Below are 17650 nucleotides of genomic sequence, written 5' to 3' on the forward strand. Positions count from 1 at the left end.
GCGATGCGCTTGACGGCGTTTCCCGCAGGAGATTGAGCTCGTCGGGAGACGGGCGTGGTAGGCGGGCATCGTCGGTACGGCCACGCCGTCACCCGCCTTGACCAGCGTCTCGCCGAGTGTCAGCCGTTGTCAGGCGGAGGCGGAGGCCACGAAAAACGGAATGGCGACGAGGAAGCGGCCGACGTCGGCGCGTCGGCGCTGTTCGGCGAGCCACTCGTCCGCCTGGTCCCGGTCGACGGCGCCGCTGGCGCAGGCGGGCTCGGCGAGTCTCGCGGTCAGCGACAGCATCGCGGGGTCGGTGAACACGCTGGTGTGCACCTCGACCGTGACATCGTCGAAGCCGCCGGACAGGAGCAGGCTGCGGTACTGGCGGCCGGCGCGGGGCGTGCCCAGGAGGTCGGCGCGGGCGTGCACGATCCTGCGCGTGAGCGCCGCGTCATCCGAATCGATCATGATGGCGTCCCAGTCCTGGCCGACCAGGACGATCCTGCCACCCGGGCAGAGCACCCGTCGTGCCTCCGCCACGGCGCGGCCTGGCTCCTGAAGTACGTGGAAGACCTTGTCGGCACGGTAGCCGCGAACGCTTCCATCGGCGAACGGCAGATCCTCCGCCCTCGCCTCCCGGAACTCGGCCTGCGGCCACCGCTCCGAAGCGGGCTTGGTAGAAGCCCTCGGCCGGACGTGGTGTGAAGGCAGATCGGTTCTACGATCGGGCCGTCGTCAACCTTGTCGACCCTGCCGCCGTCGTCGACCTTGTCGACCTCCTTGCCCCGGCACCGGACAGTGACGGCGTCCTGATGCGCCGTCAACTACGGGGCCGAGAATCCGCGAAGCGGCCGAGAACTGGGCGGGCGTCGGCCAGGGACTGTGGACAACCGGGATGCGTTTGTCGTGTTCCTGATTCGAGTTGTCCACAGGCTCAAGCGGAACCTTAAAGTCCGCGAGATCGTCAGCACATGACGAATCACAGCGAAACCACCGGACCGTCCGAGAACAGCGGTGTCTCGGGACAGGAGCCGTTCACCGGACCCTCCATGCATGGTGCGCAAGTCACCCTGCGCACCCCCGCCGAGCTGGCCGACGCCCTTCCCTATCTGCTCGGCTACCGCCCGGAGGACAGCATGGTGCTGGTGGCCCTCCATGACCGGGAAGGCCCAGGCAGGTTCGGCGGCCGGGCCCGGCTCGGCATCCCCGCGAACGAGGAGGACTGGGAGGCGGCGGCACGCCAGCTGGCTCGCGGACTGGTGATCGGCAGCGAACGGAGGGGCGCCCGGCCCGAACGGATGGTGGCCTACGTCTGCCAGGAACCGTCCCCGGGAGAGTCCGGCCGCGACGTCAAACGACGACTCGAGCGGCTGGCCCACCTGCTGCGCACGAAGTGCGGTGACCTCGACGTACCGGTGATCGAGGCACTGTGCATCTCCGACGGCCGCTTCTGGTCGTACTGCTGCCCGGTCGAGACCTGCTGCCCCGAGGACGGTTCGCCGATGGGGCTGCCCGGCACATCCGTGCTGGCCGCTGCGGCCACCTACGCAGGCATCCAAGTGCGCGGCACACTCCGGGAGTTGCGCGCCAGGCTGCAGCCCTGGGAGACGACCGCGGCCCTGGACCAGGAGATCGCCCTGGACGCCGCCGGAATGGCCCTGGTGCCCCGCATTCTCGACGAGGCGTCCCGCGCGGAGGTGGCCGAGGAGACCCTGGCCCTCGCCGAGCGGATCATGCGCCGCTTCGCCGCCGCTGCACCGGTGTCCGGCACGCATCCGGCGGACGTGCGCGACGACGGCCTGCTCACACATGACGAGGCGGCGACGTTGATCCTCGGGCTCCAGGACCGCACGACCCGTGACCGCGCAGCGGCGTGGATGGAAGCTGACGAGGCCGGCCCGGCCCTCCGGCTCTGGCGCGCCCTGGCCCGCCGGTGCGTCGGGCCTTACGGCGAGCACGCAGCGGCTCCACTGACCCTCGCCGGTTGGGTCGCCTGGTCGGCCGGTGACGAGTTGGAGGCCCGTGAGGCGCTGGCCATGGCTCTGGGGACGGACCCCGATTATCTGTTCGCCCGGCTGCTGCACCAGGCCTGCAACGAAGGCCTCGACCCGGAAGCGATCCGCCGCTGCCTGCGCGGCGAGCGCGTGGACCGCACGCGGCACACACCGGAGGACGCAGAGGCGCAGTCCGGGAACAGGACTGCACCGGCCGAGCTTGCGGCGACCGATGAGACCGCGCCCGGAGCGAGCGCCCGAGGGGACGACCAGGACGCCGTGACGGGCCGAGGGACGGGCATCCGCCGCCGGCGTCGAACACGATCTGCCGCCCGCGGTGACCTTCCCGCAGCTCGGTCCGCGGGTGGACGGCGGAGGCCGGCCGGCTCCCGCCCAGGTCTCTCGGCAGCCGAAACCTCGCGCCCCGGCAGCCGTGTCCTCGGCGGCACGCGCACACGCGCGGCGGAGCCGGGTGGTGCCACGCCCGGCTCCGCCCGGCCGGAGAACGACCACGGCAGGCCCGAGGGCGAGGGGTGAGCGCCGTGCGGGGAAGTGCCGGGGGAGACCTCGTCGAGCGGTTCTCCCCGGGGAAGACACCTGGCACATCGACGGAGACCGCGGAACGCGGCGCACGCATCCGGAGCCTGCTGCCGAACCTGTCTCGCAGGAGGTGCCGACGTGGCGACGGCACTCTGCTATGCCGCGTGACGCGCCGACCCCTTCGGCCCTGCCCGACTGCTCGCGGCGAAGGCGAGGGCCCGTCACCCGTCCGTTGGTGGCACCGGCTCGCAGCGGGTCCGAGCGGCGCCACCACCCTCTCGTCCCGGCGTGAATCCACCGGCTTCCCCGGGGCGAGTCGTGACCCGAGCCCCCTCCGTTCACCTGTGCGGCGGAACGCCTGAACAGGACCTTCCGCCGTACGACCCTTGTCCTCGCGGGCGTCCCGCAGGCCGCCCCGCATGTCCGAGGCGCCGCGAGCGCGCAGGAAGCCACCCCATGCATCAGCAGCCGACCGCGCCCTCCGCGGCCGACCGCGAACGATCGCCCTGGGGCAGGCGCGAGCGGTCGCCGGCGGACGGGGCCGCCTTCACGGCACGGCAGACCATCGGCGCCCCGCCGGCCTCGAAGGGGCTCGCGCCGCACACCTCGGCAGGCCGCGGCAGGCCACCGGTGCCGGCTCCGCCCGAGGACCGCGGCGGCCGGCCCGTCGCACGCCCGGCGGTGCCCGTGCAACGGGTCGGCCGTCCGGTGACCGAGCTGCCACCCACGCACACCGCCTTGATCTGTGTCTCCCTGCCAGGAGGCCGGGGGTCCGGCCCGCTGCGACACTCAGGCCCACGCGTACCGGGCGGTCCTGCTCGGTGCCGCTCTCCTCGACGCCTTTGACCGGCCCGGCGCCACCGCATTGCGCCAGTGGGCCCAGGTTCTGCGGACGGCCTTCCGCGCCGACTTCTGGGTCGAGGACCACGGCGGCGGACGGCCTGCCGCGGCCCTGACGCCGGACGGTCGGCTCGTGCCGCATCTAGGCTCCACCACCGTCCACCTCCTCGACACCGGCCTGCTCGGTTCCGGCCGGCTGGCCGCCGGTCTGCTCGACTCCATACAGACCGAGCACCTCGCCCGGCTGCTCGGTGCCCCCGCCATGGATGCAGGTTGGGGACTGCCGAGTCTCGGTGCCAAGGAGACGGGCCATGACCCGTTCGGCCACCGGACCGGAGCCGTCCGGGTCCACGACACCGCACTCGCCGTGTCCGCACGGGCAGCCGCCGGCTTTGAGAAGGAGGCGGGCGGCCTGCTGAGGGGTCTGCTGGACGCGGCGGAGCGCTTCGGACAGCGGCTGCCGGACATGTTCGCCGGAGAGCAGCGGGCCGCCGGGAGCGCCCTGCTCCCGCACCCGGCGGGGTGCCGGCCCGCGGCCACCGCGGCGGCTTCCGTGATCATGACGCTCACCTCGCTCGCCGGCATCCGCCCCGACACCCCTGCACGGACGGTCACCCTCTGCCCCGTCCGGAGCGCACCGCTCGGGGAACTCGGTCTGAGCGGGCTGCGCGTCGCCGGTGCCCCCTGCTCCGTGCGCCTCAGCCGGCTGGGGCCGGCCATGGTCGGGGAGGCGGCGGTCGGCTTGCAACGGGGAGTGTGACCTCGTATGACGCCGCTGAAGCGAAGAGCAGGAGCTGTTGCTGCACCCGACACCACAAGGAAGCGGAACCACCAGCGATGCGGCCACGGAAGGGAGTGTTTATCGTCAGGCAGACGACTATGATCGCGGCATGCCCTACGACCCGTCAGCCTTTCCGCCCTTCGCCGTCACCGTGGACCTGGTCGTGCTGACCGTGCGCCGCCATGCCCTGTGCGCGCTGGCGGTACGCAGGGGGGAGCCACCGTTCCAAGGGCGCTGGGCGCTGCCCGGCGGTTTCGTACGGGCCGACGAGGATCTCTCCCAGGCGGCTGCGCGTGAGCTCGCCGAGGAGACCGGGCTGTGCGCACACGACCCCTCGACCCCTGCCCACGACAACGGAGCCCACCTCGAGCAGCTCGCCACCTACGGAGACCCCAAGCGGGACCCGCGTATGCGCGTGGTGAGCGTCGCGCACCTCGCGCTCGCGCCCGACCTGCCCGCCCCGCGCGCAGGAGGCGACGCCAGCAACGCGCGCTGGGCGCCGGTGGAGGAATTGCTCCAGCAGGGCGGTTACGGCCGCGACGGCGAGCCCGTGGCACCGCTCGCCTTCGACCATGCCCAGATCCTCTCCGACGGGGTGGAACGGGCCCGGTCCAAGATCGAGTACTCCTCGCTGGCCACCGCGTTCTGCCCCAGCGAGTTCACCGTCGGCGAGTTGCGCCGGGTGTACGAGGCGGTGTGGGGAGTGGCCCTCGACCCCCGCAACTTCCACCGCAAGGTCACCGGAACCCCCGGATTCCTCGTCCCCACGGGAGGCACGACCACACGCCAGGGCGGTCGGCCGGCGCAGCTCTTCCGGGCCGGCGGCGCCACCCTGCTCAACCCTCCGATGCTGCGTCCCGAGGTCTGAGGCGCAGCGGCGGCCGTCCGCGCGGCGGTCGGGCGGGCAGTGGGCGCACGCAGGGTGCCGGCTCCCTCGAACGGCGGACATTAACCGGGTCGATTCGCACCACCCGTGGTAGTAGATCGGGTGATAACCGAAAAAACAGACACAGCACGCTATCTTGCTGCAGGTGATCCAGGCCTTCGGACTGACCAGCAATCCCCGCAAGGCGCACCCGCCTGCAGTCGACGATGTCTCCTTCGAAGCGAGCGCGGGGCATGTCACCGTGCTCCTCGGAGGGGCCGGCGCGGGCAAGACGACGACGCTCAGACTGATGCTCGAGCTCCAACCAGGGCGCGGCATCACCTACTTCAGAGGGCGCCCTCTGCACCGGATCGCCCACCCGGCGCGGGAAGTCGGCGTGCTTCTCGGCGATGTACCGGGGCATCCGGCCCGGTCGGTCCGCGGGCACCTGCGCATGCTGTGCGCGGCCTCGGGCGTTCCCGCGCGACGGGCGGACGAGGTCCTCGAAGCGGTCGGACTGGTCAGCCTCCGTGAGGAGCGCCTCGGAACACTCTCGCGTGGCATGGACCGCAGACTCGGCGTGGCCTGCGCCCTGCTGCCCGATCCGCACACCCTCGTCCTGGACGAACCCACCACAAACCTCTCCTCCCGTGAGGCGCAGTGGGTGCACGACATGCTGCGCGCCCATGCCGACCTGGGCGGCACGGTGCTCTTCAGCACCGCCGACTCCAAGGAGGCCGCGCGCACGGCCGACCGGGTCATCACGCTCGACGGCGGCAGAGTTGTGGCCGACCAGGAGGCCGCGGAGTTCGCCCGGACCCGGCTGCGCCCGCGCGTGGCCGTCCGCAGTCCGCACGCCGCGCGCCTGGCCGCCCTGCTTGCCAAGGAGGCCCGTACCGCACGCCGGTCCGTCGAGGTCGTACGGGAGGGGGGCAATCGCCTGTCGGTGTACGGCTCCACCACCGCCGATGTCGGTGAGACGGCGTTCCGCCACGGCATCCTTGTGCATCAACTCGCCGACGAGGTGGGGGACATGGGCTCGGGAGTCGGTCTCGAGCCCGGTGCTCGGTCCGGGGAGGCGAGCGCGGACGAGAGGCACGGGGAGGCGAGCGCGGACGAGAGGCACGGGGAGGCGACGGGGGCCGGGCCGGCCGCGTCGCCCGCGCCTACGGAGACGACGCTGCGCGGACTGTCGGCGACGGAGCCGAGGGCCGCGAGGATGGGTCTGGCGGCGTCCGCGTCAGGCACCGCGATGGTCGCGCTCGCGTCGGCGGAGGCCGACGTGTCGGCGTTGAACTCAACCGCGTCGGGGCAGGCCCCTGTTGCGTCCGGTCAGTCGTCGGGAGAGCCGGGCACCACAGCGCCGGGTCCCTCGTCGAGAGCGCGAAGCACGACGCCGTTCGGCTTCTCCGTGGCGGGGCGGGAGGAGGCAACGGACACCTCGGCGACGCGGCAGGCCATGTCCGACGTCTTCGCGGACGAGGAACCGTCGGCGGGGGAGCGGATGCGGCGTCCCAGTGGCGATCGGACGCCGCTCGGGGAGACGTCCGAGGACCGACCGGGCCGAGCGCACATGGAGACCACCTCGCACGAATCCGCCGAGGGCAGGTCACCGGCCGACGCGGCTACGGCAACGGGCGAGACCTCGCGCCGCGGAGCCGGATACGCCGGTGAGGCCCAGCCCGGCCCAGGCGCCGCAACGGTGCCCGCCGAGGTGCTCGGGGGAGCCGACGGCGGCCGGGCCGCCGAGGCGAGGACCACGACGGACGCCGGGCGCCACGCGGTGGTCGCGGCCCAGGAGCCGGAGGCCGGACGCGAGAGCGCCCCGGCAGCGTGCATCTCCGCCCTGCGCACCCGCCTTCCCGGCGCGAGGATCCCCGGCGCCCGTCCGCTGCAGGACCTGCCCGCCGTCCGCCCCGACGCCACCTCCATCCCTGATCCCCTGTCTCCCTTTCCGCCACCGATCTCCGTCCGCCCCGCCCCCAGCCCCCTCCGCCCCCTGCGCTATGAGATCCGGCGCGCCGCCGGAATCGGCGTCGGCTTCCTGACCTGCGGTGCCGCGCTGGTGGTGTCCGCGCTCACCGCCGTACTGCTGGCCAGGATCGGCCACACTCCGCGGGCGCGGCTGTTCGCCGCGTGGCCCCGTGAACTGCCGCTGCCGCCCGCAGCCCTCGCGGCGGGGTTGCTCGGTGCGCTGGCCTTCGGGGACGAGTTCCGTCACCCCGCCCTCGCGGCGGACCGCGGCACCGTGCCCCGCCGGCTGGGACTGCTCACCGCGAAACTGCTCGTCTCCGGAGCCACCGCGGTGCTGCTGGCCTTCCTCACCATGGGCTGCGACGCCGAAGCGCTCTACATCGTCTACGGACGGGAACTGGTGCGAGTTCCCGCGGACTGGCTTGCGCTGGGCACGAGTTGGTTCGGTCTGGTCGTCGGCTGCGCCTGGGCCGGTGTGCTGGCGGCCGGCGTGTTCCGGTCCACCACGGGTGGCCTGGCCGCCGTACTCGCCGTACCCGTTGTCGTCGTCCCCCTCGTGCACGAGGCGATGCAGGGGCCGGCCCTGCACATGGCCGCCGGATTCCCGGCGCGGATGCGGGAGGTTCTTCTGCTGCAGTGGCCCTTCGGAGGCGAGCGTTACCTGCTCGGAATGGCCCGGGTGCTTGCCCAACCCGTGGGCGGCGCACTGGCGTTGTCCCTGTCGGCGCTGTTGTGCGCCTATGTGTGCACGACGCTGCGCGCCCGGTTCCGGTGACGCGTATGAGTCCACTTCCGATCTCGCATGCCCGCAACTCCCCGTTGGAAAGCCCATTTCTTTCCGATAAGGCGTCAATTGCGACGGGGTGAGCGATCACCCTTTCGTGTGCTTTTCACCAAAGACCTCAAGGGAGTTGGAGGCGACGCCGACAAAGGATCCGTGAGTACCCTTGCGCACACCATGATGACCGCCGCCCGCTCCTCCGACTCCGGTCTGGCCGGCCCGGGCGAACTCGACCGCTACCCCTACGCAGAGCCCCACGTGGCCGATCGCGTCGGCGCACCCTCCTGGGAAGGCGCGGATCCAGAACTGGGCCGCGTCGGCCGGCGGGCCGCGGGCAGCCGCGGACGCGGGCTGCACGGCCAACTCGTCCAGCAGCTGGGACAGATGATCGTCTCAGGTGACCTCGGCGCGGACCGTCCGCTGGTGCCCGAGGAGATCGGCCAGCGCTTCGAGGTCTCCCGCACCGTCGTGCGTGAGTCCCTCCGCGTCCTCGAGGCCAAGGGCCTGGTCAGCGCCCGCCCCAACGTCGGCACGCGCGTACGTCCCGTCAGCGACTGGAACCTGCTCGATCCGGACATCATCGAGTGGCGGGCCTTCGGGCCCCAGCGCGACGACCAGCGCCGCGAGCTGAGCGAGCTGCGCTGGACGATCGAGCCGCTCGCCGCCCGCCTGGCCGCCGGGCACGGGCGCGAGGAGGTGCAGCAGCGCCTCTGTGACATGGTCGAGATCATGAGCCACGCCATGGCGCAGGGCGACGCGCTGACGTACTCGCGCGCCGACAACGAGTTCCACGGGCTGCTCATCCAGATCGCCGGCAACCGCATGCTGGAGCACCTCTCCGGGATCGTCTCGGCGGCCCTCCAGGTCTCGGGCGGTCCGGTCACGGGTTGTGACCGGCCGAACGAGGCGTCGCTCGCGCAGCACGCGCGGATCGTCGACGCGCTCGGTACCGGCGACGGCACGGCGGCCGAGTCGGCCATGCGCCAACTGCTTCAGGTCCACCCCGAGGTCGAGCGCGTGGTGCCCGCCCCGCGCGAGCACTGACCCCGCGGTCAGGGCGGTGCGGTCGCCGGTGTGGGGCGTCCTCGTGGTGCTCGTGGCGGCGCCGGGCTCGTTGTCGGCCGCCGCTGGACCCTGCCGGACCCTGTGCGGTCCGGCAGGGTCCAGCGGCGCGACGGCCCTCCTCGGGCCGCGTGACCGGCGACGGCGACCACGGTGATCGCTCTGTCCATGTATGACTGCTTTTGATCGCTTACGGGGTGTGACTCGGGCCACGCAGATTGGGCGTAACGCTCGTGGGAACAGCGCGATGACCTAAGAGGTGACAGCCGCGAAGGGAATACGGACGCCATGACAGGCGCTGTGCATCTTCCCGGCCCCCGCCCGCGCCGTCGGCCCATCCCCAGGCCGGTGGTCGGCTCCTGTCCGCAGTGGACGGTGCCGGAAGCCGTTTTCCAACGTTCCGAGAGGTTGTTCGTGTCGGCCAGCACATCCCGTACGCTCCCGCCGGAGATCGCCGAGTCCGTCTCTGTCATGGCGCTCATTGAGCGGGGAAAGGCTGAGGGGCAGATCGCCGGCGACGATGTGCGTCGGGCCTTCGAAGCTGACCAGATTCCGGCCACTCAGTGGAAGAACGTACTGCGCAGCCTCAACCAGATTCTTGAGGAAGAGGGTGTGACGCTGATGGTCAGTGCCGCAGAGCCCAAGCGCACCCGCAAGAGCGTCGCAGCGAAGACCCCGGCCAAGCGCACCGCCACCAAGACGGTCGCGGCGAAGACGGTGACGACCAGGAAGGCCACCGCCACCACGGCCGCCCCCGCGGCGCCCGCGGCCCCGGTCGCCGCCGAAGCCGATTCCGCCGAGGAAGCCGCACCCGCCAAGAAGGCCGCCGCCAAGAAGACGACGGCCGCCAAGAAGGCGGTCGCCAAGAAGACCGTCGCGAAGAAGGCGACGGCCGCCAAGAAGACCACGGCCAAGAAGGACGACGCCGAGCTTCTCGAGGAAGAGGTTCTCGAGGACACCAAGGTCGCCGACGAGCCCGAGGGCGCCGAGAACGCGGGCTTCGTCCTGTCCGACGAGGACGAGGACGACGCGCCCGCGCAGCAGGTCGCCGCGGCTGGCGCCACCGCCGACCCGGTCAAGGACTACCTGAAGCAGATCGGCAAGGTCCCCCTGCTCAACGCCGAGCAGGAGGTCGAGCTGGCCAAGCGCATCGAGGCGGGCCTGTTCGCCGAGGACAAGCTGGCCAACGCCGACAAGCTGGCGCCGAAGCTGAAGCGCGAGCTGGAGATCATCGCCGAGGACGGCCGCCGCGCCAAGAACCACCTCCTGGAGGCCAACCTCCGTCTGGTGGTCTCCCTGGCCAAGCGCTACACCGGCCGCGGCATGCTCTTCCTGGACCTCATCCAGGAAGGCAACCTCGGTCTGATCCGCGCGGTCGAGAAGTTCGACTACACCAAGGGCTACAAGTTCTCCACGTACGCCACCTGGTGGATCCGTCAGGCCATCACCCGCGCCATGGCCGACCAGGCCCGCACCATCCGTATCCCGGTGCACATGGTCGAGGTCATCAACAAGCTCGCGCGTGTGCAACGCCAGATGCTCCAGGACCTGGGCCGCGAGCCCACCCCGGAGGAGCTGGCCAAGGAGCTCGACATGACCCCGGAGAAGGTCATCGAGGTCCAGAAGTACGGCCGCGAGCCCATCTCGCTGCACACCCCGCTGGGTGAGGACGGTGACAGCGAGTTCGGTGACCTCATCGAGGACTCCGAGGCCGTCGTCCCCGCCGACGCCGTCAGCTTCACGCTCCTGCAGGAGCAGCTGCACTCCGTTCTCGACACCCTGTCCGAGCGCGAGGCCGGCGTCGTCTCCATGCGGTTCGGTCTCACCGACGGTCAGCCGAAGACCCTCGACGAGATCGGCAAGGTGTACGGCGTGACGCGTGAGCGCATCCGCCAGATCGAGTCCAAGACCATGTCGAAGCTGCGCCACCCCTCGCGTTCCCAGGTGCTGCGCGACTACCTCGACTAGGTCGCGGTCGTAACCCGCGGCGAAGGCCCGGCTCCCCTCGGGGAAGCCGGGCCTTCGGGCTGCGCGCGGCTGCACTGTGGATCACTCTTGGTTCTCCGGTACGAACCGAGAGTGAGGATTGCGTATGCGCCGTTCCCTTGCCCGGGCGCTGGTCCGGCCGCTGGCGCTGGCGGCCGCCATGACCGTCGTACCGCTGGTGAGCGCGGTCCCCGTGGCCGCCGACAGCGTGGTCGTCGGGGGCTTCCCCATCGATGTCTCGCAGGCCCCGTGGACAGTCGCGCTGTCCAGCCGTGACCGGTTCGGAGGTACGCGGGCGGGTCAGTTCTGCGGAGGCGTGGCGATCGCGCGGACGGAGGTGCTCACCGCGGCCCACTGCATGGCCGAGGAGGTCCTGGGAGCGCCCCCGAACCGAGTGCGCGACCTTCGGGTCATCGCGGGCCGTACCGATCTGCTCTCGCACGAGGGGCAGGAGGTCGCCGTACGCGATGTCCGCATCAACCCCGCGTACGACAGCCGGACCAACACCGGCGACTTCGCCGTACTCACGCTGGCCGAATCGCTGCCGCAGAGCTCGGTCGTCCCCATGGCGGGCGCGGGCGACCACGCTTACGCCCCGGGCACGCAGGCGCTGGTCTCCGGATGGGGGGACACGACCGGCGGGGGCGCCTACGCGCGCAGGCTGCACGCCGCACAGCTGCGCGTGCTGCCCGACGAGCAGTGTGCCCGCGCCTATTCGGGCGGTACCTTCGGCACCTACCGGGCCGACAGCATGCTCTGCGCGGGGCGGACCTCCGGTGGCCCGGACGCCTGCCAGGGCGACAGTGGCGGCCCGCTGGTGGCGGCGGGGCGGCTGATCGGGCTCGTCTCCTGGGGAAGCGGCTGCGGCAAGGCGGGCAGCCCTGGCGTGTACACGCGCGTCTCCCTCGTAACAGCCCTGGGCGGGGCCTCAGAGGGCCGGAAGAGGCCTCAGGGGCAGTTCTGAGCCTTCGCACGCAGACAAGAGCACGGGCGGCCACCCCTGGAGAGGAGTGGCCGCCCGTTCACCGGCCTGTGCCGGGGCTGGCTCGTCGTGTGTGCGAGATTCAGCGCTCTTCTTCCGAGGTGTTCGGAACGGACGTCAGCCGCTCCGTCTCGTCCTGTATCTCGGCGGCGATCTTCTTGAGTTCCGGCTCGAACTTGCGACCGTGGTGGGCGCAGAAGAGCAGTTCTCCGCCGCTCAGCAGGACGACGCGCAGGTATGCCTGGGCGCCGCAGCGGTCGCAGCGATCGGCGGCCGTCAGCGGGCTCGCGGGGGTCAGAACAGTAGTCACGTCGCCTCTTCTCTAGCTCGACGAGCTGTCGTACCAGGGTCAACATCCAACCAGCCCGAAAACGTTCCCGCTCGTGGCTTTTCCTCGAAAAAATCTTCCGGGGCGGCTGTTTGCTGCCGGTTGGCGGCGAATGTGCCGTAGTGCGTCTCTTGTGGTGCTTACGGTTTCGCGCAGTGTTGTGTCTAGGTCCTCCAGGCCGGGTTGCCTGTTGTTCATGAGGACGTGCCCGGAGCCTAAATGGTTCATGCCTCCAAGGGAACGTGATATGCACTTCACTCCATCGAGGGATCGAACATGCATGCGAGCCTGGACTAGTCTGAGTTCCCGACGAGGGTGGCGTTACACCGGCTCTACCAGGCCTCGGTACCCTCTGAGCGGCGACCGAAGCCGCCCCTTACCCAGTAGGGGGCCAACTGAAATTCAGCGAGGAGCGAACCGCGTGACCGCCGACACGTCCGTGCCGTCCACAGCGCTGCTGGCAGGAGCAGACCGGGACGGCTCCAACTACACCGCGCGGCACCTGCTCGTCCTCGAGGGCCTCGAGGCCGTGCGCAAGCGCCCGGGCATGTACATCGGCTCGACCGACAGCCGTGGGCTGATGCACTGCCTGTGGGAGATCATCGACAACTCCGTCGACGAGGCCCTCGCGGGCGTCTGCGACCGTATCGAGGTGATCCTCCACGACGACGGCTCCGTCGAGGTGCGCGACAACGGCCGCGGCATCCCCGTGGACGTCGAGCCCAGGACCGGCCTGTCCGGCGTCGAGGTCGTCATGACCAAGCTCCACGCGGGCGGCAAGTTCGGCGGCGGCTCGTACGCCGCCTCCGGCGGTCTGCACGGCGTAGGTGCCTCCGTGGTCAACGCCCTCTCCGCCCGTCTCGACGTCGAGGTGGACCGGGGAGGCCACACGCACGCCGTCAGCTTCCGGCGTGGCGTACCGGGCGCCTTCACGGCCGACGGCGCCGACGCGAAGTTCGAGGCCAAGAGCGGCCTGCGCAAGACCAAGAAGGTCCCCAAGACCCGCACCGGCACGCGCGTGCGCTACTGGGCCGACCGCCAGATCTTCCTCAGGGACGCCAAGCTCTCCCTGGACACGCTGCACCAGCGGGCCCGCCAGACCGCCTTCCTGGTGCCGGGCCTGACCATCGTCGTCCGCGACGAGTTCGGCCTCGGCGAGGGCGGCAGCAAGGGCGAGGAGTCCTTCCGCTTCGACGGCGGCATCAGCGAGTTCTGCGAGTACCTGGCGAGCGACAAGCCGGTCTGCGATGTCCTCCGTTTCTCCGGCAAGGGCACCTTCAAGGAGACCGTCCCCGTCCTGGACGAGCACGGGCAGATGACCCCCACCGAGGTCACCCGTGAGCTGGGCGTGGACGTCGCGCTGCGCTGGGGCACCGGGTACGACACCACCGTCCGGTCCTTCGTGAACATCATCGCCACCCCCAAGGGCGGCACCCACGTCTCCGGCTTCGAGCAGGCCGTGACGGGGGTGTTCAACGACGTGCTGCGTGCCAAGAAGCTGCTGCGCGTGGCCGAGGACAACATCGTCAAGGACGACGCCCTCGAGGGCCTCACCGCCGTGGTGACCGTCCGCCTGGCCGAGCCGCAGTTCGAGGGCCAGACCAAGGAGGTCCTGGGTACCTCGGCGGCCCGCCGCATCGTGAACAACGTGGTCACCAAGGAACTGAAGGCGTTCCTGACCAGCACGAAGCGGGACGCCGCGGCGCAGGCCCGAGTCGTCATGGAGAAGGTGGTGGCCGCCGCTCGTACGCGCGTCGCGGCCCGCCAGCACAAGGACGCCCAGCGTCGCAAGACCGCCCTGGAGTCCTCGTCCCTGCCGGCGAAGCTCGCCGACTGCCGCAGCGACGACGTCGACCGCAGCGAGCTGTTCATCGTCGAGGGCGACTCCGCACTCGGTACGGCCAAGCTGGCGCGCAACTCCGAGTTCCAGGCGCTGCTGCCGATCCGCGGCAAGATCCTGAACGTGCAGCGGTCGTCGGTGACCGACATGCTCAAGAACGCCGAGTGCGGCGCGATCATCCAGGTCATAGGAGCGGGCTCGGGCCGGACGTTCGACATCGACCAGGCCCGCTACGGCAAGATCATCATGATGACCGACGCCGACGTGGACGGCTCTCACATCCGTTGTCTGCTGCTCACGCTGTTCCAGCGCTATATGCGGCCGATGGTCGAGGCCGGCCGGGTCTTCGCCGCGGTGCCGCCGCTGCACCGCATCGAGATCGTCCAGCCGAAGAAGGGCCAGGACAAGTACGTCTACACGTACTCCGACCGCGAGCTGCGCGACAAGCTCATGGAGTTCCAGAGCAAGGGCATCCGGTACAAGGACTCCATCCAGCGCTACAAGGGTCTGGGCGAGATGGACGCCGACCAGCTGGCCGAGACCACGATGGACCCGCGTCACCGCACGCTGCGCAGGATCAACCTGTCCGACCTGGAAGCCGCGGAACAGGTCTTCGACCTGCTGATGGGCAACGACGTCGCGCCCCGCAAGGAGTTCATCTCCAGCTCGGCGGCGACGCTGGACCGGTCGCGCATCGACGCCTAGTCCCCGCGACAGGGCTCAGCCGGCCGGGGCTCGCCCGAGAAGCCCACGGGGCTTGCCCGGGCGAGCCGGCGGGAGAGGCAGGGGCGAGGACGAGGAGACTCGGTGGCCGGAGGAGAGTGACGTGGCCTGCCTTGGCAGGCCCGTCGGTCCTCCCGGCCGGGCGGACCGTCTTGCGTCGTCAGCCGGGACGGTCTTCCTGCGCCGGCCGGCCTGCGGGCTTCCTTCGACAGCCGGTGGGGTACGCCGATGAGGTGCGGACCGCGTACGGACACCCTCTCCCGCCCGGGACGTCCGGCCGCTGGTACCCGGCAGCGAGCGGGGCAGCGCCCGCAGGCACCTGCCGACCCGGAACCGCGCCACCGGAACGCCGCGTCCTCCTCCGCCCCCTATCGGCACCCACGGCCTCCGCACCTCTGGGATCTGCACCCCCGGGTGGAGACGGGACGCTCCGGGTTTCCACCCGAGATCCACCCCGGCTCCGATCTCCCGGCCTGCGGTTTTCCGTAGCTTCGTAGATGTCGGCGGCACCCGCTTCCGGCACCGCCTACTCGCTCACGGAGGATCTGATGTCCGGGCTCGTCAACGCGCTGGTGATCGTGGCCGTCGCCGCCATAGTCATCGCGCGGCAGTTCCGCGCTCGCGCGATCGACACGGACCGGCGTTGGTGGCTGCTTCCCCTGATCCTCGCAGTCGTCGCGCTGCGCGAGCCCGGCATCCTCGACGCCCACCACCGTGTGGAATCCGTCGTACTGCTCGCGGTGGAGCTGCTCATCGGTGCGGTCATGGGCGCCGGCTGGGCCTGGACGACCCGCATCTGGACGGAGCCGGACGGTGTCGTGTGGTCCAAGAGCACCAAGGCCAGTGCCGTCGTGTGGGCCGTCGGCATCGCGCTGCGGATCGGTCTCTTCGCCCTCGGCCTCGCGCTCGGCCTGCACCAGGACAGCTCCGCGCTGATGCTCGGTTTCGCCGGAACCCTCCTGGTCCGCGGCGGGGTCCTGGTCTGGCGGGCGCGGTCCCTCGGCCCGGCCAGCCACCTCGCCCCGGCGTACGGTGACGCCATGCCGTCGGTCAGGAGGGAACGCGCGTGACCGAGAACGCCTGGACACGCTGGCCGTCGCGGGAGGCGCTCGCTCGCGAGGGAATCTCACGCCCCCGGCGCATGCTCGCCCGGGCCGTCAGGACCCTGGTGATCGCCTTGCTGCTGTGGGGCGCGTACAACCAGAAGCACGTGGGCATCTGGGGCGCAGTCGCCGCGATGGCGGGAGTGCTCGTCACCGGTGGCCTCGCCTGGGCCTTCTTCCGCACCACCTACCAGCACCGGCTGGTGCCCTCCCTGGCGCTGATGAGCGCACTCCTGGGTATGGCGGTCGCCGCAGAGGCCACAGGGTTCAGAGGGCCGGCCCTGGTGATCTGGTGCGGCTGTGGGATCGCCGCCCTGGAGCGGCTGCCGCTGGCGGCCGCGGCCCCGGTGACATCGGTGGGTCTGGCCGCGTATTCCGCCTTCAACAACGACGTCTGGCTGACCACGGCTGCCTCAGTGGCCGGCATGGCCCTCGCCGGTTACGTCCTGCGGCTGGACGCCGAAGCCCGCGGCCACGCGCAGAAGTTGCTGGCCCAGGAACGCGCCGCCCGCGCTGCCGAGGCGGAGTCCGCGGCGCTGGCCGAGCGGGCGCGCATCGCACGGGAGATTCACGACGTGCTGGCCCACAGCCTCTCGGCACAGCTGGTGCACCTGGAGGCGGCCCGGCTGCTGATCGAGAACGGGGCGGACCGCGAACGCATCCTGGAGCGGGTGGTGGCCGCCCGGGGCATGGCCCGCGACGGACTCGCCGAGACCCGGCAGGCCCTGTCCGCGCTGCGGGGCGAGCTGACCCCGCTGGAGGACTTCCTGAGCCAACTGGTCATCGGGGCCGAGGGGGCCGAGGTCACCGTGACGGGTGAGCGCAGACCCCTGCCGGTCGAGGCCTCCCAAGCCGTGCGCAGGGTCGCTCAGGAGGCGCTGACGAACGTCCGCAAGCATGCCCAGGGCGCCAAAGTGCACCTGCGACTCGCCTACAGCGAGCACGAAGTGACCCTGGACGTGCGGGATTCGGGCGGGCGGCCCGGCGAACTCACAGGGGCCGGAGGCGGGTACGGTCTGCTGGGTATGCGCGAGCGTGCCGAGCTGCTGGGCGGCTCACTGGACGCTCGGCCGGACGAGGAGGGGTTCGCGGTGACGCTGAAGGTGCCCGTATGACGGAGACGGAGGGGGAGAAGAAGCCCGCACGGGTGGTGGTCGCCGACGATCAGACAGTGGTCCGGGAGGGCATCGTGATGCTGCTCGGACTGCTGCCGGGCGTGGAGGTCGTGGGTTCCGCGGGAGACGGCGAGGAGGCGGTGCGACTGGTCGGAGAACTGGCACCGGACGTCGTCCTGATGGATCTCAGGATGCCCCGCTGCGACGGCGTGGAGGCCACCCGGCGGATCCGGGCGCAGTACCCGGGGACCCAGGTCGTGGTGCTCACCACATACGCCGACGACGAATCGCTGTTCCCGGCGCTGCGTGCCGGCGCCCGCGGCTACCTGACCAAGGACGCGGGGGGTGACGAGATCGTACGCGCCGTGGAGAGCGTGCTGTCGGGGGACGCGGGGCTGTCGCCGAGTGTCCAGCGCCGGTTGCTGGAGCGCCTGTCGCAGCCCGAGCCGGGTCCGCCGGCGACCGCCGAGCCGGCGTCCGACGGACTGACCGCGCGGGAGACCGAGGTGCTGCTGCTGATCGCCGAGGGGCTCAGCAATCAGGAGATCGCCCGCAAGCTGCATGTGTCGACCGCGACCGTGAAGACACACATCAACAACCTCTTCTCCAAAACGGGTATCAAGGACCGGGCGCAGGCGGTGCGTTACGCGTACAGCAAGGGCCTGGTGCAGCCGCCCACGCAGTGAGTCACCTGATGGGGTGAAGAGCCGGGGGAAGAAGAGTCAGGGAAGTTCCCGATCTGTCCATCCTT

Annotated in this window: 11 protein-coding genes and 2 pseudogenes; 11 read left to right on the forward strand and 2 right to left on the reverse strand. The window is 71.0% G+C overall.

What is annotated here, in order from left to right:
• Positions 1-129: 129 nt before the first annotated feature.
• Positions 130-648, reverse strand: a pseudogene (locus tag ABZ919_RS02980) (methyltransferase domain-containing protein); the annotation flags it as partial.
• Between the two features lie 308 nt (positions 649-956).
• Here ABZ919_RS02980 and ABZ919_RS02985 point away from each other — a divergent pair.
• The 7 genes and pseudogenes from ABZ919_RS02985 to ABZ919_RS03015 all read left to right on the forward strand — a co-directional run bounded on the left by ABZ919_RS02985 (position 957) and on the right by ABZ919_RS03015 (position 11772).
• Entirely contained in the window at positions 957-2516 is a 1560-nt protein-coding gene (locus ABZ919_RS02985) for a DUF4192 domain-containing protein (RefSeq protein WP_361241894.1), read from the forward strand.
• Between the two features lie 769 nt (positions 2517-3285).
• Positions 3286-4119 (forward strand): annotated as a pseudogene (locus tag ABZ919_RS02990) (glycogen debranching protein); the annotation flags it as partial.
• A gap of 130 nt (positions 4120-4249) precedes the next feature.
• Positions 4250-5008: an NUDIX hydrolase gene (locus ABZ919_RS02995; protein ID WP_361241897.1), complete on the forward strand. Its 759-nt coding sequence runs from the start codon at positions 4250-4252 to the stop codon at positions 5006-5008.
• A 163-nt stretch (positions 5009-5171) separates the two neighbouring features.
• The gene (locus ABZ919_RS03000) at positions 5172-7754 is read left to right on the forward strand and encodes an ATP-binding cassette domain-containing protein (protein ID WP_361241900.1); all 2583 of its coding nucleotides are present in this window, start codon (positions 5172-5174) and stop codon (positions 7752-7754) included.
• Between the two features lie 162 nt (positions 7755-7916).
• Positions 7917-8804: a FadR/GntR family transcriptional regulator gene (locus tag ABZ919_RS03005; RefSeq protein ID WP_361241903.1), complete on the forward strand. Its 888-nt coding sequence runs from the start codon at positions 7917-7919 to the stop codon at positions 8802-8804.
• 432 nt (positions 8805-9236) lie between these two features.
• On the forward strand, positions 9237-10790 hold the full coding sequence (locus tag ABZ919_RS03010; RefSeq protein ID WP_361241906.1) for an RNA polymerase sigma factor: 1554 nt from the start codon (positions 9237-9239) through the stop codon (positions 10788-10790).
• A gap of 124 nt (positions 10791-10914) precedes the next feature.
• The gene (locus ABZ919_RS03015) at positions 10915-11772 is read left to right on the forward strand and encodes a serine protease (protein WP_361241909.1); all 858 of its coding nucleotides are present in this window, start codon (positions 10915-10917) and stop codon (positions 11770-11772) included.
• A 100-nt stretch (positions 11773-11872) separates the two neighbouring features.
• Here the strand turns inward: ABZ919_RS03015 and ABZ919_RS03020 are convergent, their stop codons facing one another.
• On the reverse strand, positions 11873-12100 hold the full coding sequence (locus tag ABZ919_RS03020; RefSeq protein WP_361241913.1) for a hypothetical protein: 228 nt from the start codon (positions 12098-12100) through the stop codon (positions 11873-11875).
• Between the two features lie 439 nt (positions 12101-12539).
• Between ABZ919_RS03020 and ABZ919_RS03025 the strand changes: the two genes are divergently transcribed.
• The 4 genes from ABZ919_RS03025 (at position 12540) to ABZ919_RS03040 (ending at position 17585) form a co-directional block, all read left to right on the forward strand.
• A complete protein-coding gene (locus ABZ919_RS03025) occupies positions 12540-14663 on the forward strand; it encodes a DNA topoisomerase IV subunit B (protein ID WP_361241916.1) in 2124 nt (707 codons plus the stop codon).
• 566 nt (positions 14664-15229) lie between these two features.
• Complete coding sequence (locus tag ABZ919_RS03030; RefSeq protein ID WP_361242850.1) at positions 15230-15751, forward strand: DUF1453 domain-containing protein; 522 nt, start codon at positions 15230-15232, stop codon at positions 15749-15751.
• Complete coding sequence (locus tag ABZ919_RS03035; protein WP_361241919.1) at positions 15748-16899, forward strand: histidine kinase; 1152 nt, start codon at positions 15748-15750, stop codon at positions 16897-16899. The genes ABZ919_RS03030 and ABZ919_RS03035 overlap by 4 nt, the downstream gene beginning before the upstream one ends.
• Complete coding sequence (locus tag ABZ919_RS03040) at positions 16896-17585, forward strand: response regulator transcription factor (protein ID WP_361241922.1); 690 nt, start codon at positions 16896-16898, stop codon at positions 17583-17585. The genes ABZ919_RS03035 and ABZ919_RS03040 overlap by 4 nt, the downstream gene beginning before the upstream one ends.
• Positions 17586-17650 lie beyond the last annotated feature (65 nt).

This window comes from Streptomyces sp. NPDC046759, assembly GCF_040645475.1.
Lineage (GTDB): Bacteria > Actinomycetota > Actinomycetes > Streptomycetales > Streptomycetaceae > Streptomyces.

Coding starts and splice junctions, on each gene's coding strand:
- ABZ919_RS02995 (WP_361241897.1), top strand. CDS start 4,250: ATGCCCTACGACCCGTCAGCCTTTCCGCCCTTCGCCGTCACCGTGGAC.
- ABZ919_RS03015 (WP_361241909.1), top strand. CDS start 10,915: ATGCGCCGTTCCCTTGCCCGGGCGCTGGTCCGGCCGCTGGCGCTGGCG.
- ABZ919_RS03040 (WP_361241922.1), top strand. CDS start 16,896: ATGACGGAGACGGAGGGGGAGAAGAAGCCCGCACGGGTGGTGGTCGCC.
- ABZ919_RS03030 (WP_361242850.1), top strand. CDS start 15,230: ATGTCCGGGCTCGTCAACGCGCTGGTGATCGTGGCCGTCGCCGCCATA.
- ABZ919_RS02985 (WP_361241894.1), top strand. CDS start 957: ATGACGAATCACAGCGAAACCACCGGACCGTCCGAGAACAGCGGTGTC.